Origin of the sequence: Streptomyces sp. NPDC046821 (genome assembly GCF_040645335.1) — a bacterium.
Classification (GTDB): domain Bacteria; phylum Actinomycetota; class Actinomycetes; order Streptomycetales; family Streptomycetaceae; genus Streptomyces.
The window spans coordinates 249,442-263,889 of sequence record NZ_JBEYYB010000003.1 but is presented as its reverse complement, the minus strand read 5'-3'; the positions used below and the strand labels follow the sequence as shown (position 1 = coordinate 263,889).

The window sequence follows — 14,448 nt, the reverse complement described above, 5'->3', positions numbered from 1 at the left end:
GCGTCGGGCGTCCGCCCTCAGCGGCACGTCCGAGGGTCAGTCGCCTGTGCAGCGGTACCCGGTCGCCGGGTCGGGGCCGAGGTCGACGATCGCGGCCACCGGTCCGCCGCCGGCGGGACCCTGGTGCACGGCGGACACCGATACGAAGACGGCCGGATCGCCGGTCACGGCCGCGGCGACGCCGCCCACGCAGGACTTGATCTGCCGGTGCCAGTGGACGTCGGAGTCGTCGAGCATCGCGTTGCGCCGGCCGCGCACTATTCCTCCCGGGGAGACCTCGCACTTGAGGAACGCGTTGACCAGCCTGCCGTGCAGGTCGGTGTGGCGCGGACGCTCGGGCAGCTTCAGGCCGGCGTTCTCGATCGCCGCCCAGATGCCGTCCTGGTCGAGCGCGTCGCGCATGACCGCGTGCCCGATGCGGTAACGGCCGCCCACACCACGGACGTTGCCGACCACCACGATCTGCGCCCGGTCGAGTTCCACCCCCGAGGAGCAGGAGGCGACGGAGGAGTACAGGTCGCGGTTGTGCATCACGTCCGCGTCCGAGGGCATGTCGATCTCGCCGAGCGCCACGGCGACCCCGAGGCCGGTGGTCGCGTTGGACAGGTCCATGGACTCGTGGGTCTGCTCGGTCCACACCTGCTGACCGCGCGCCGTGGCGTCCCGGATGGTGTGCACGGTGAGCAGCGGGGTCTTGGTCTGTACGTAGTGCACGTCGCCGGGATCGGTGATGCCTGCCGCGGCCATGGCCGCACGGACGCCTGCCGCCACCTTCTCGATCATCGCGGACCTGCCGATCTCCTCGGGCAGGATCGGCTCGCTCATGGCGAACCCGACGGTGAGCCTGGGTTCGTCGGTCGGCTCGGCCCGCTCCCGTGGCAGGGTGGCGAAGACCGTCGCATGGGGACTGAGCACGCCGTCGGTGCCGCCGGACCAGACGATCGGAACCAGCTTCACCTGCTCCATGCTGCGGGTTCCCTTGTCCACCAGGAGTTCCCGGAAGGCTCGGTCGGCGATGATCCGGGTGTAGTCGTTGACTCCGCCGTTGCCTTCGGTCTTGCCGATGACGGCGATGACCCGGTCGGCTTCGAGCACCCCGGTGTCGATGAGCTGGGCGAGTCCGGAGGTGTCGCTGACGCTCTGGATGGGGACCTTGCGGACTTCGATGGGCTCAGGCACGTGCTTCCTCTCCCTCTCCTGGTTCCGATGGCCGGCCGCCTTGCGCGTCGGCGCGGCGGTCCGGTGGTGCGTCGGTGACGGCTTCCCGGCACGTTCTGGAGCGATGGGTGGGACCCGTACGGACGGTCAGGCGGCTGTGCCCGCGCGGTGGAGAAGGCCGGGTCGTCCGGGCCGGGAGGCGCTGACGACCCGGCGGATGTTCACCGGCTCTGCTCTGGTTCGGAAAGCCGGCGAGTCGTCAGCTGGAGGGACCGTTCGGGTCGGCTCCAGTTGCCAGGAACACTAGGCCTTATCCCGCCGTGGCGGAAGATTCCGTCAAAAAATCCCTCTATACGGAAACTACGCCCCGTCAGCTCCTCTGCGCCGGCCAGCTGCCGGCCTCCGCGGCAGTCGCCACCGTCAGGTCGCCGCACTCCTGGCCGGCTTGGTCCGGTGGTCGGCGCACGCGAGACAACACGCCTTCGTGCCGTCTTCGACGAAGTCCATCTCCAGGGCCACGTAGGAGCGGTGGCACGTGTCGCAGCGCACGCGCGCCGCCCACACGTCGTCCACCTCGTCCCGGAGGTCGGGGGCCCCGTCCCCCTTCCGGCCCGAGGGAAGCAGCGTGAACACCAGCGCGTAGGAAACCATGCTGGTGGCCAGCGTCACGAGCGGCGCGAGAGGCGAAAGGACCGGGAACGCCTCCGGTTCGGCGACCAGCGCGATTCCCACCACGGCCGACAGCAGCCAGGCACCGAACCCTGGGGTGAGCGCCCCGACCCGGGTCGCCCGGAACTCGGGTTCGGCCTTGCGGTCGGCTCCGCTGAGCGCGAAATGCGTGATCACGACTCCCACCCAGCCGACCAGGAAGACCCCTTGGAAGAGGAGGGCTCGCTGGAGGTAGCTGAAGACATCGGTCAGCATGAGGAGGTAGACGCCGGCCGCGACGATGCCGACCCAGGCCACGCGGGGAAGTCTGAGCGCGAGGGCACCGGAGAAGAACCGGTGCCAGTTGCCGGAAGCCAGGTAGTAGTTGGTCGTGTTGATCCTCGTCTGCGTCGCGACCAGGAGGATCACGCCGAACCCTCCCAGAGTTCCCAGGAGGGCCTGCACGACTCCCGTCTCCGCGGCCGGCCGGCCCGGGAGCACGGTGTGCACCAGGAAGATTCCCGCGCTCCCGTTCAGGAGGAAGAGCCACGTGTAGAACACCCAGCCGAAGGTCACGTTCTGATGGAACTTCAGGTCCTTGGCCCGGCCCAGCGTCGCGAAGTCGACGGTGACCGGCATGAGCAGCCACACCCCCATGTAGAGGCAGAACACCTCCAGCCATCCCGGGATGGGGTGTGGAGCGCCGGGATCGAGGCCCGCGAAGCCCAGCCATTGCGTGCCGGAGTGGTTTCGGACGGCCGCGACGACGACGGCGGCGGCGATCCCAAGGACGTAGACGGGCAGCAGGACCGCGTTCACCTTCGCCAGCCAGGTCTGCACACTGCCCAGCGTCAGCGGCAGGATCGCGGCGATGACGATCAGGTACCACCACCTGATGTCCAGCACCCCGAAGTAGCTTTTGAAGGCCACCGCGAGGACGCTGCTCTCGAAGACCGCGAAGTACGTCGTGCCCGTGGCGATGAGCAGCGGTGTGAGCCAGGCGCCGCGGATGCCGAACATGCGCCGGGACAGCAGGAAACTGCCGAGCCCGAACCTCGTTCCGTAACCGGCCATGAAGGCGTTGATGCCCGAATACACGACGACCGACACGATGATCCCGGCGATCGCCTGGGCGGTGCCGACGAGAGCGGCCGCCAGTGCGCCGTAGAACACCCAGTTCAGCGCGCTCAGCAGCGACCACGCGGCCATGGTCAGCTTTCCTCGCGGGACCCGGGCGCTCGGCGGGACGACATGGGTCGCGTAGTCCTCGCTGCGCTGCTCCCGCGCCACGCGCGGGTCGTCGGTGTACGTGATCCTCAAAGCGCCCCGCGAGGAGTCGGGGGCGTCGGAGAGCTGAGCGGCCGCCGTGTGCGACGGAGTGGGATCCGGTTCGGTTTCGGCGGATGAGTTCCATGGTCGAAACAGCTTCATGGTGGACCTCGGATCCTGGACGGGGGATCGGACTTGAGGCTCGGAGAAGGGGTGCGCACTTCCCGGGGTGCTGCGGAGCTGCGGTCGATATGCGGGGAACAGGAGGTCGACTTCGGTCCCGCCGGCGGCTCTGCTGCTCGTGGAGCGGGCAAGGGCGACATCGCGCCGCCCGGACTGCGGCCCCGGCGCGGCCTCTTTGGCGTGTGCCCGACACTAGGGGACTTCGCCGCGCCGACGGGAGGATCTCGCACAGACATCCCGCAGTGCGGAAACCGTGCGCCGGCTGCTGTGGTCCGGCGGGGAATGAGGGTCACACTCCCCGGGGCTCCGCGCTCACCCCTTGAACTGCGAAGAATTCCGCGGTGATCGCGCTGCTGGCCCGGCGCAGCTGCGGAACGATGGTCCGCACCCGGGCCGCGGGGAGCCGTGTCGCGGGGGATGCGACCGACAGTGCCGCCATCGGGCGCTGCCTGGTGTCCATGATGGCGACCGCGACCGCGTACACGCCCTCCTCCCCCTCCTCGATGTTGGTCGCGTAGCCGCGGTTGCGTACGGCCTCGAGTTCCTGCTGGAAGGCGTCGGGGTCGGCGATGGTGTGTGCGGTCAGAGCGGGCAGGCCTTCCCGGAAGCGGGCGCGTACCTCGCCGGGGTCCAGTACGGACAGCAGGAGCTTGCCCGCGGCCGAGGCGTTCGCCGGGGTGCGCTGGCCGGCGATGTGCTTGACGTGCAGGGTGTGGCTGGTCTCCGCGATGGCATCGACGCACAGCACTTCGGCCCCCAGAAGGATCTGCAGGTTCACCGTCTCGTTCAGATCGCGGCAGAGCGCTTGGAGATGGTGGTGCGCGGCGTGCTCCAGCGTGTGCTGGGTGGCGAAGTGCCGGGCGATCCGGAGCGTCTCAGGGCCCACCGTGTAGCGCCGGGACCCGTTCGCCTGCTGCAGGAAGCCTTCGTCCCGCAGACAGCTGAGCAGCCGGTGAGCGGTCGACAGGGCGATGCCGAGGAAGTCCGCGGCATCCACCACGCGGATGGAGGGGTGTTCGGTGAGCAGCGACAGGAGCCGCAGCGCATTGGTCACGGAGCCGAGGCCGCTGCCTCCTACGGGCGAGTCTTTTCCCATAGAGGAATGTTAGGGCTATTTCTTTCCTTTCTCCGGTAGTTGCTCCTAACGTCGCACATCTGGCCCGGCAGCCCGTCCGGACGATTCCGGTGACAGGAGGACCCGTGGGCGAAGGAGCGACAGGTGACCGTGGACCACTTGGCCCCGGTAGCGGCGCCGCACTGGTGGCGTACGGCACCGCCGAGGTGCGGGCGGATCGCCGCCAGGCCCTCGCCGGCGGGGCCCCGACTCGCATGCTGCGCTGGCCCGGGCTCGGGGACAGCGGTGTGCTCGCGCCTCGCAACCGCCGGGCCGGCCCGGCACTGCCCCGGCTCGGGATCGAGGACCTCATCTCCCTGTGCGAGCGCATCGACCTGCGCGGCCGGGGCGGGGCGGGCTTCCCGCTCGCCCGCAAGCTGCGCGCCGTCCAGGAGAGCGCGCGCGCCCGCGGCCGGGCACCCCACGTCGTCGCCAACGGCGAAGAGGGCGAACCGGCGAGCGTGAAGGACCGCGTCCTGCTGTCCCTGTGCCCCGACCTCGTCCTGGACGGGGCCGCGGTGGTCGGCCGCGCACTGGCCGCCGAGCGGATCCACCTCTACGTCAGCGAACCCGGCTGCCGACGGATCGTCACCGAACGGGTCGCGCTGCGGGGCGAGTTGCCGGCCACGGAGGTCTTCGCCGCACCGGCCGGCTACGTGTGCGGGGAGGAGACCGCGGTGGTGCGGGCACTGTCCGGTGGGCCGGCCAAACCCACCGCCAAGCCTCCGCGCCCGTTCGAGCACGGCGTCCGGGACGCTCCCACACTGGTGTCCAACGTGGAGACACTGGCCCAACTCGCGGACGCGGTGCGCCGAGAGACACAGGCCCCGCCACGCTCGGGCCCCGGGCCCGGCTCGACGGTCCTGCTCACGGTCGTCACCGACCACGGCGAGCGGACCCTGGTCGAAGTCCCCGACGACGTCGACCTGCGCTCGGTGCTCCGGCGGCTCGCGCTGTGGCCGGCCGCCGGGGAACCGCAGGTGATCCTCGGCGGATTCTTCGGCGGGTTCGCCACCTCCGGCTGCTTCACGGTGCCCTTGAGGCATCAGGCCATGCGAGCGGTCGGCTCATCCCTGGGCTGCGGCATCGTCATGGTGCTCACCGACACCTGCCCGGTCACCGCTGTCGCCGAGATCCTGCACTACCTGGACCGGGAGAACGCCCACCAGTGCGGCCCGTGCTTCAGAGGCATAGCCGCCATGCTCGGCGGGGTCGAGGCACTGGCAGGGGGGTCGGCCACCGCACAGGGGGTGGAGCGGTTGCGGTCGTGGAGCGTCTCGCTGCGCGGAAGGGGGGCCTGCGGAACCCTCGACGCGGCCGCGGGCCTGCTGAACAGCCTGTTCCACGAGCACCGCGCGCTGGTCGCCGCCCATCTGGACTCGTCCTGCGGACGCTGCGCGGCAACCACCGACCGGCTCCCGGCGACCTGCTGGGCGGCCGGCTGGCCGATAGAACTGGAGGAACGCCGATGAAGGTCCGTGTCGACATGAGCAGGTGTCAGGCCTACGGCACCTGTGCCGACGAGGCGCCGGATGTCTTCACCCTCGACGAGTGGGGCTACGCGCAGGCGGTCGAGGACGAGCTGCCCCCGGAGCAGGAAGCGGCGGTCCGGCGTGCCGCGGCGGCCTGCCCCGCTCACGCGATCGCGCTCCAGGAGTAGGCCGCGCGCGGCGGCCTCCCCTATCCCAAGAGACCTTGCGACGAAGGTGAGAACAGACGTCATGGCCAAGTTCGAAGCGGGCAGCGCCCGTTCCTGGGCGATGGAGAGACTCCGGGGTGTCAGTGGCTGCGTCATGCCCTCGTTCACCCCGGACCAGCAGGACCTCAACGAGAAGGCGATCCGACACGACATCCGACGCGAACGCGAGCTGGGTTTCACCGGCTTCCTGATCGTCGGCGAATGCGGCACCACGGCCGATGAGTTCGAGCGCTTCGTCGAGGTCGCCGTGGACGAGGCCGGCGACGACATGGTGACCATCGTCCAGGCCGCGGCAGGCACCCTCGCGCAGAACGTGGCACTGACAACGATGGCTGCCGGCAAGGGAGTCGACCTGGTCATGCCCTCCTACCCGATCGGCTTCTACCCGCAGGACCCGGCCGAGATCGTGGAGTACACCCGCGCCGTCGCCCGGGCGAGCGGCATGGGCGTGATCGTCTTCGCGATGAATCTGTGGAACTTCACCCGGCTCCACCCCAGTGGTTTCGCGCCTGCGTGGCTGGAGGAGATCGTCGACACCATCCCCAACGTGGTGGCCATCAAGAACGAGATCGGCGACCCCGGCGTCGCCGGCCTCGCCGAGGTCTTCCGGCGCTTCAGCGACCGGGTGCTGGTCTCCGACCCGTTGGAGATGAACGCCCCGGCCTGGGCAAGCACCTTCGGTATGCCGTGGATGGGAACGTCCAACTACGAGTACTTCGGCGATGTGGTACCCCGCATCCACACTCTGGCGCAGGACAAGGGCAGAGCCGACGAGGCCATGGAGCTGTACTGGTCGGTGCATCCGGCGCGCGCCGCCGCCGGCGGCCTGATGAAGGAGTCCAACGCCGGTACTTCCTTCGTGCACCGACTGCTGTGGAAGTACCAGGGCTGGCTGCGGGGATTCAACGGCGGACCGGTCCGTAGCCCGCACAGCCGGCTGCACGACCGGCAGATGCAGCTCCTGCGCTCCGCCGCGCTCGCCTCGGGTATGGCCGTCACCGACGCCCCCGACGCCCACTTCTTCACCGGCCGGGTGACGCCATGACCCTGGGCCCCGCAGATCCCGATCCCCTGCACGTCGACTCCGTGGCCGTCGCACAGCACATCACCTGGGACATCGCGCGTACCGCCGCACGGGAGGCGGCCCTGGCCCGGGCGAGCGGGCAGGTGACCTCCCAGCGGCTCACCCTGCCTTACGCCGGCGGCTGGATGCGTCTGATGGCGGCAGAGGTCTCCGCCCTGGGCATCTTCGGCTACAAGGAGTTCCACCTCGCGCCGGACAACTCGGTCCGCTACTGCGTGCACGTTTTCGACACCGCGAGCGGCCGCCCCCTGGGCACGGTCGACGCGGCCCTGGTCACCACCCTGCGTACAGCGGCGACCGCCGCCGTCGCGGTCGGGCACCTCATGGACACAGGCGCACCGACCCGGCTCGCCGTCGTCGGGTCCGGCGCCGAAGCCCTGGCCGGCGTGGCGGCCCTGAACGGGGTGCTCACCCTCGACGACGTCCGGGTGACCAGCAGGAGGGAGGCCAACCGGACGGCGTTCGTCCGCGAGGTCGCGCAGCGCACCGGCCTCACCGCGACCGCGCACGCGGAGCCGGCCGCGGCGCTCGAGGGCGCCGACCTCGTTTACGCGGCCACCAATTCCGGCGGCCGGGTCGTCCTGCACGGCGCGGACGTCATGGACATCCCGGTGATCGCCTCGATCGGCTCGACGCTGCCCGGCCAGCGGGAGCTCGGCGGCGAGATCCTCGCCGGCGCAGCCCGTGTCGTGGTGGACACCCCCGACGTCCTGCACGAGTCCGGGGACGCTCTGGAAGCCCACGACCGGGGCCTGGACCCCGACCGGGTCGAGCTCCTCGGCACGGCGCTGCGACAGGGACAAGGAAAGGCCGAGGCCATGACCGTGTACAAATCGATCGGGTCCCCGGAACAGGACCTCGTGCTCGCCGCGGCGATTCTGGACTCCGCGGCCGCCCGCGGTTTCGGCCGCCGGATCGCGCCGCTGTCGGTGCCGAAGGTGAACCTGTGACGCCCGCGCGGACCACGGGCGCCAAGCGGCCGGGCGCCGCGCTGGTGCCCGTCGACGCCTACATCGACGGCACCTGGGTGCGCGGCGCGGGCGGCCGGCGCGAAGTGGTGAACCCGGCCGACGGCAGCGTGCTCGCCGAGGTGTCGCTCTCGAGCGTCGACCAGTGTCTGGCCGCGGTCGACGCGGCGTTCCGGGCGCAGGACGCCTGGGCCGCGTCCGCGCCACGGCTGCGGTCGCAGATCCTGCTGCGCGCCTTCGACCTGATGAACCGTGACGCCGAGGAACTCGCCCGGATCATCACACTGGAGAACGGCAAGGTGAGCGCCGACGCGCGCGCGGAGGTCGCGTACGCGGCCGAGTTCTTCCGCTGGTTCGCCGAGGAATCCGTCCGAGTCCCGGGCGACCTGCGCCGCTCCCCCGCCGGACACAACTGGATCATGGTGTCGCACGAACCGGTCGGCGTGGCCCTGCTCGTCACGCCCTGGAACTTCCCGGCCGCGATGGCCACCCGCAAGATCGCCCCGGCGCTCGCCGCAGGCTGCGGCGTCGTACTCAAACCCGCGATGCAGACACCGCTGGCCGCACTGTTCATCGCCAGGCTCCTGGAAGAGGCGGGTGTGCCGGCCGGGGTCGTCAACGTGATCCTGCCCGACCCACCGGGACCGGCGGTGAACGCCATGCTCGCCGACCCCCGGGTGCGGGCCCTGTCGTTCACCGGCTCCACCGAGGTCGGCCGGGTACTGCTGCGTCGATCGGCGGACACCATCGCCAGGAACTCGATGGAACTCGGCGGAAACGCCCCGTTCATCGTGTTCGACGACGCCGACCTGGACGACGCGGTCGAGGGATTCCTGCTGGCCAAGCTGCGCAACGGCGGGGCCGCGTGCACCGCCGCCAACCGCATCTTCGTGCAGCGCGGGATCCACCAGGAGTTCCTGGCCAGGATCACCGGGCGCATGGCGGGCCTGAGGATGGGGCCCGGCAGTGAACCGGGCAGTGAGATCGGTGCCATGGTTTCGCAGGCGGAACGGGACCGGGTCGCGGCACTGGTCGACCGCGCGGTGCAGAGCGGTGCCCGGCTCGTACTCGGAGGCTCCGCCCCCGAGCGCAGCGGCTTCTTCTTCCCGCCCACCGTCCTGGACGGCGTCTCGCCCACCAGCGAGATCATGCGGACCGAGATCTTCGGACCGGTGGCCCCGATCGCCCCCTTCGACCACGCGGACGAGGCGATCGCCTGGGCGAACGCCTCCGACGCCGGGCTCGTGTCCTACGTGTACACCCGGGACCTGGAGCGCGGCCTTTCCGTGAGCAGGCGGCTGGCCTGCGGCATGGTCGGGCTCAACCGCGGGCTCGTCTCCGATCCGGCCGCACCGTTCGGCGGGAGCAAACACAGCGGTCTGGGCCGGGAGGGCGCCCACGACGGAATGCTCGAGTTCATGGAGACCAAGTACGTCGCCACCCCCTACGTCTGAGGAGGCACCATGACGATCACCCACGTCCGCAGTGTCGGACTCGGCGTACCGGACCTGGCGCGCGCCAGGGAGTTCTACGCACGCTACTGGGCCCTGGAGGAGGTCGAGCAAGACGATGACCGGCTGTATCTGGGCGCGGGCTGCCCGGACGCTCACGTGCTGCGGCTGCGCCGATCCGACGCTCCGCAGGTCGACCTGGTGAGCCTGGCGGTCGCGACCCCGGCCCAGGCGGACTCCTACGCCGAACGGGTCGCCGCCCATCCCCAGTCGAAGATGATCTCCGAACCGGGGGTGCGCCAGGATCTGGGCGGCGGGTACGGCTTCCGGTTCTTCGACTGCGACGGACGCGTCGTCGAGGTCGCCGCACAGGTCGCCCCGCGTCCGTTCCGCGAGGTGGAGGCCGGCGAGCGGCGCCCCCGCGGTATCAGCCACGTCGTGTTCAACACCCCCGACCTGACCAGGACTCGGCTGTTCTACGAGCAGGCGCTGGGATTCAGGGTGTCCGACTGGGTCGAGGACTTCTTCTGTTTCCTGCGCGCCGGCCGCACGCACCACCTGCTCGCGTTCGCCAGGTCCACCCGCACCTCGCTCAACCACGTCTCGTTCGAGGTGCGCGGCCTGGACGAGTTCATGCGGGCGACGGGGGCGATGATGCGGCTGGGACACGCGCCGCTGTGGGGTCCGGGGCGGCACGGCGCCGGCGACAACACGTTCTCCTACTTCCAGGACCCGGGCACCGGTTTCGTCATGGAGTACACCACCGCCCTGCGGGAGATCGACGACGAGCACGGCTGGGTTCCCAAGGTCTACTCCACCAGTCCCGAGGACACCGACCAGTGGGGCACGTCCAACCCCTTCGACGAGGTGATCCTCACCGAGATGCACCGGCCCACCGACCCGGGCCTGTGGACCGCCTGCCCGGTCTAGAAATCGCGAGAACAGCCGCGAACAACGCGCGAGAGGCGGTGAAGGGCTCATGCGTTCCACGGCACGCAGCCGCGGTGTACTGGTGACGGGAGGATGCTCGGGGATCGGCCGCGCGGTGGTGGAGGCCCACTGTGCGGCCGGGGACCAGGTGGTGGTCCTCGACCGGAACCCGCCCACGACGGCACTGCCGTCCGGCGCGGAGCTCGTCCTGGGCGACGTCACCTCCGCCGAGGACAACGCCACCGCCGCGCGGGCGCTCCTCGCCGCGGCGGGCCGCATCGACCACTTCGTCGGCAACGCCGGTATCCACGACGGCGGTTTCACCTTCGCCGACACCGCGCCCGAAGATCTGGGGCGCATCATGCGGCGGGTGCTCGACGTCGACGTCGTGGGCTACGCGCTCGGTGCCCGCGCCTGCGTGAAGCAGCTCGCGGAGACCGGCGGCTGCATGACCTTCACCCTGTCCGACGCGTCCTTCATGGTCGCCGGCAACGGCGCCGGACTCGCCTATTCGACGGCCAAGCACGCGGCCCTCGGGCTGGTGCGGCACCTCGCCGCCGAGCTGGCCCCACGGGTGCGGGTCAACGGCGTCGCCCCCGGCGGTGTCCTCACCGCGCTGCGGGCCGGCACGGCCGACGGCGGCGAACAGCCGTTGTTCGACGACCCCGACGCGCTCCGGACCGCCGTCCGCGACCTCAACCCGCTGCGCATCGTGCTGTCCGCCGAGCAACTCGCCCCGCTGTACCTGTTCCTCGCCTCGCCCGAGGCCGCCGGGATGACCGGCGAGGTCCTGCGACCCGACGGCGGACTCTCGGTGCTCGCGGGCACGCGATGACCCCGTTCCCCGCTCACCGCACTCCCGTACCCACTCCAGCAGAGAGGAGAGACCGGATGACGACCATCGACGGCCCCACCGAGATCCCCCGCACGTACTACCGCGACGGGCGGGTGCTCGACGAGGAGCTGCACCGCGTCTTCGGGGCGAACTGGATCTTCGTCGGCCACGAGTCCGAAGTACCGGCACCCGGTGACTACGTGACCCGGCGCCTGGGCGGCGACCCCGTGATCCTCGCCCGCGCCGAGGAGGGCGTCCAGGTGATGCTGAACTCCTGCACCCACCGGGGAACCCAGGTGTGCAAGGCGTCCTACGGCAACACCACGACCTTCCGCTGCGGCTACCACGGCTGGGTCTTCGGCAACGACGGCACGCTCAGAGGCGTGCCGGGCCGCCGAGCCCTGTACGGCCCCGACTTCGACCTCGCCGGACGCGGACTGCGCCGCGCGCGCGTCCAGACGCTGCACGGCTTCGTCTTCGCCACCTGGCGCGACGACGGACCCTCACTGGAGGATTATCTCGGTGACTTCCGGTGGTACCTCGACGCGCTGTTCGACTTCTTCCCCGGCGGCATGGAGGTCCACGCCGGCGTTCACCGGGTCGACGTCCGCGGCAACTGGAAGATCCACGCCGAGAACTTCTCGGGCGACGGGTACCACCTGCGGGTCGCGCACCGCACCATGTTCGAACTCGGCGTGATGGGCACGCAGGCGGGCGCTGTCGAAGGGTTCGCGGTGAACGAGCCGCACGGCCATGCGCTGCGCAGCCAGTACCTGATCGACGCCCAGGTCCCGGATTCCGTCTTCGGCTACGAGGAGGATCTGCTGGAGGCGGCGCTCAAGCGGGCCGACCCGCAACACCGCAAGTTCCGTGAGCGCGCCACGGTCATCCACGGCCTGGTCTTCCCCAACCTGCTGTTCATCACCACGGCACCGGTCTCCTACGGCGACGACGCTCAGGGCCAGACCGCGTTCACCCAGATCCGGGCGCTCACACCGATCGACCAGCACACCCACGAGGTCGCGTACTGGAACCTCGTGCCCCGCGACGCCTCGGACACATGGAAGTCACGCTCGTACCTGTTCGCGACCAGGCAGCACGGCGCCTCGTCCTTCTTCGAGGCCGACGACCTGGAGAACTTCCGCCGGATCGACGCGGCCCTCGGCACCGTCGCCGGAGCGCAGGCGCCCTACACGTACGAACTCGGCGCCGGGGTGAGCACGCGGTACACACCCCCCTGGCAGGGACCGGGCCGGCTCGTGCCCCAGGACTTCACCGAAGCGAACCAGCGGAACTTCGTGAGCCGGTACCTGGACCTGATGGAGGGAACACGATGAGCGGCACGACGGCCGAACAGCTCCCGGACCTCGAACAGCACCGGCAGATCGAGCACTTCCTCATCGAGGAGGCCGCCCACCTCGACGCGGGCCGCTACGACGACTGGCTGGCCCTGCTGCACGAGGACTTCCTCTACCGGGTTCCCGTGCCGCTGTCGCGGGAGGACCCCGCGCTCGACCGGTACGACTCAGGGTCGGAGTTCGCCAACGAGTCCAAGAGCTTCCTGGCCATGCGGTTCAGCCGCATCGCCTCGGACCACGCCTGGGCCGAACACCCCGCCGCCTCCATCCGCCACTTCGTGACCAACTTCCGCATCCAGGCCGGCGATCCGGCCCCTGGACCAGGCGCCCCACGATGGACGGTGCGCACGAACGTCCTCGTCGTCCGCGCACGGCTCCCCGAACCGCCGGTGCTGGCCTCGGCGGAGCGACACGACATCATCGAGCTGAGCCACGGTTCACTCCGGCTGCTCAGCAGAGACGTCTACCTCGACGCCGAAGTGCCCACCGACAGTCAACTCGCGGTCATCTTCTGATGGCCGGCACACCGGAGTCCGCACCGGGCCCTTTCCACGTCCGCAACGAGTTCGCCGCAGTGGAACTGCACATCGTTCCTTACGGCCGGGGATCCCGACTGCACATCGCGGCAGGACGTACCAAGAGCACCGGCGCCATCGACGCGACCGTACTCGAGGCACTCACGCTTCTCACGGAGAGTGAACTGATGCAGATCGTCGCCTACGCCACCGACCCCGAAACCGGTGGCGCCCGACTGTTCGGCCCGCCGGCCGCGGGTCATGTCGAAACCGGCGACCGAGTCGGAGCCGCGGATGCGGCCGGGAGGCGGAACTGACCGTGTACCGGCGGCGGTACGGCGCTCCCCCAGTGGACCGACGCCCTCAAGCGTCACGGCTTCACCGACATCCGGGCCGAGGTGCTACCCCACACGGACGCCGGCGCCTTGGGCACGCTGCTGGTCAGGGCATGCGCTCCTCGGTGACCGGGCCAGCAGCGTACCCAAGGGCGGCAGGTGAGCGGTGGCGCCGGGTTACGAGAAGTTGCGGGCAGGTCTCGGTCCAGCTGCCGGCCGCCGGCGTGGCTGTCGGGTGCCACTAGCGGCGGGGGAGGCCGAAGACCCAGAAGTCGGAGACGTCGCCGTTGACGACGCAGTCCTCGCGGAGGGAGCCCTCGCGGACGAAGCCGAGCTTCTCCAGGATCCCGGGCGGACGCCACGTTACTGGTGTCGGTCTCGGCCTGGACTCGGTTCAGGTCCAGGGTGTCGAACGCCCACCGCAGGACGGCGTGCGCGGTCTCCGCGGCGTAGCCGTGGCCCCACGCGGCGGCGTCGAAGACGTAGCCCGGGGACGCGCTGCGGAAGCCCGGTTTCCAGGACTGGCCGACCGCCGGCTGAGGCAGGTGACCTGGCCAAGATCGACAAACACCGCGACTACATCAAGAGCCTACTGGGGACGGTGACGGTCCCCACCATCCACCAAGGCCTGCGGGACGAAGGGAAGTTGGACGTCTCTACATCCAGTTTCCGCCGGTGGGTGCCTGCCACCTCGCCGGACGAGGTCACGCGGTCGCACGTCACGATGCTGTGGGACGAAGTCGCGCCGGTGAGGAAGCCCAGATGGACTACGGGTTCCTGGGGCAGTGGACCAATCCGCGGACGGGCCGACGCCACTGAGTCCGGGCTTTTGTGATGGCGCTGCCGTGTTCTCGGCACATCCAGGGAAGTTCCTCCCGGACCAGTTGCGGACCAAACGGCG

The 14,448-nt window shown here is 70.2% G+C and carries 13 protein-coding genes and 1 pseudogene; 10 read left to right on the top strand and 4 right to left on the bottom strand.

All coding sequences use genetic code 11. The features are described from left to right. Window positions 1-36: 36 nt before the first annotated feature. From ABZ893_RS07745 to ABZ893_RS07735, 3 genes are all read right to left on the bottom strand, one after another. Window positions 37-1,179, bottom strand: a complete 1,143-nt coding sequence (locus ABZ893_RS07745; protein WP_361398434.1) for a ring-opening amidohydrolase — start codon at window positions 1,177-1,179, stop codon at window positions 37-39. Window positions 1,180-1,578: 399 nt separating this feature from the next. Further along, window positions 1,579-3,237, bottom strand: a complete 1,659-nt coding sequence (locus ABZ893_RS07740) for a hypothetical protein (RefSeq protein WP_361398431.1) — start codon at window positions 3,235-3,237, stop codon at window positions 1,579-1,581. A 310-nt stretch (window positions 3,238-3,547) separates the two neighbouring features. Further along, window positions 3,548-4,354, bottom strand: a complete 807-nt coding sequence (locus ABZ893_RS07735; RefSeq protein WP_361398429.1) for an IclR family transcriptional regulator — start codon at window positions 4,352-4,354, stop codon at window positions 3,548-3,550. Window positions 4,355-4,587: 233 nt separating this feature from the next. Here ABZ893_RS07735 and ABZ893_RS07730 point away from each other — a divergent pair, with 233 nt between their 5' ends. The 10 genes from ABZ893_RS07730 to ABZ893_RS07685 all read left to right on the top strand — a co-directional run bounded on the left by ABZ893_RS07730 (window position 4,588) and on the right by ABZ893_RS07685 (window position 13,529). Beyond that, a complete protein-coding gene (locus tag ABZ893_RS07730; RefSeq protein ID WP_361398426.1) occupies window positions 4,588-5,844 on the top strand; it encodes an NADH-ubiquinone oxidoreductase-F iron-sulfur binding region domain-containing protein in 1,257 nt (418 codons plus the stop codon). A gap of 14 nt (window positions 5,845-5,858) precedes the next feature. Then, window positions 5,859-6,032: a ferredoxin gene (locus ABZ893_RS07725; protein ID WP_361398423.1), complete on the top strand. Its 174-nt coding sequence runs from the start codon at window positions 5,859-5,861 to the stop codon at window positions 6,030-6,032. A gap of 61 nt (window positions 6,033-6,093) precedes the next feature. After that, on the top strand, window positions 6,094-7,116 hold the full coding sequence (locus ABZ893_RS07720; RefSeq protein ID WP_361398420.1) for a dihydrodipicolinate synthase family protein: 1,023 nt from the start codon (window positions 6,094-6,096) through the stop codon (window positions 7,114-7,116). Then, complete coding sequence (locus ABZ893_RS07715) at window positions 7,113-8,105, top strand: hypothetical protein (protein WP_361398417.1); 993 nt, start codon at window positions 7,113-7,115, stop codon at window positions 8,103-8,105. Before ABZ893_RS07720 ends, ABZ893_RS07715 begins: the two co-directional genes overlap by 4 nt. After that, the gene (locus ABZ893_RS07710) at window positions 8,102-9,577 is read left to right on the top strand and encodes an NAD-dependent succinate-semialdehyde dehydrogenase (protein WP_361398413.1); all 1,476 of its coding nucleotides are present in this window, start codon (window positions 8,102-8,104) and stop codon (window positions 9,575-9,577) included. The genes ABZ893_RS07715 and ABZ893_RS07710 overlap by 4 nt, the downstream gene beginning before the upstream one ends. 9 nt (window positions 9,578-9,586) lie before the next feature. Continuing rightward, window positions 9,587-10,504 (top strand): VOC family protein, encoded by a 918-nt coding sequence (locus ABZ893_RS07705; RefSeq protein ID WP_361398410.1) that lies wholly within the window; start codon window positions 9,587-9,589, stop codon window positions 10,502-10,504. Between the two features lie 49 nt (window positions 10,505-10,553). Beyond that, window positions 10,554-11,339, top strand: a complete 786-nt coding sequence (locus tag ABZ893_RS07700; protein ID WP_361398407.1) for an SDR family oxidoreductase — start codon at window positions 10,554-10,556, stop codon at window positions 11,337-11,339. A 56-nt stretch (window positions 11,340-11,395) separates the two neighbouring features. Next, the gene (locus ABZ893_RS07695) at window positions 11,396-12,676 is read left to right on the top strand and encodes a Rieske 2Fe-2S domain-containing protein (RefSeq protein WP_361398404.1); all 1,281 of its coding nucleotides are present in this window, start codon (window positions 11,396-11,398) and stop codon (window positions 12,674-12,676) included. Further along, complete coding sequence (locus ABZ893_RS07690) at window positions 12,673-13,212, top strand: aromatic-ring-hydroxylating dioxygenase subunit beta (RefSeq protein ID WP_361398401.1); 540 nt, start codon at window positions 12,673-12,675, stop codon at window positions 13,210-13,212. Before ABZ893_RS07695 ends, ABZ893_RS07690 begins: the two co-directional genes overlap by 4 nt. Further along, on the top strand, window positions 13,212-13,529 hold the full coding sequence (locus ABZ893_RS07685; protein WP_361398398.1) for a hypothetical protein: 318 nt from the start codon (window positions 13,212-13,214) through the stop codon (window positions 13,527-13,529). The genes ABZ893_RS07690 and ABZ893_RS07685 overlap by 1 nt, the downstream gene beginning before the upstream one ends. Window positions 13,530-13,788: 259 nt before the next feature. On the opposite strand, the pseudogene ABZ893_RS07680 reads toward ABZ893_RS07685, so the two are convergent. Beyond that, window positions 13,789-14,065, bottom strand: a pseudogene (locus ABZ893_RS07680) (GNAT family protein); the annotation flags it as partial. Between the last annotated feature and the right edge of the window lie 383 nt (window positions 14,066-14,448).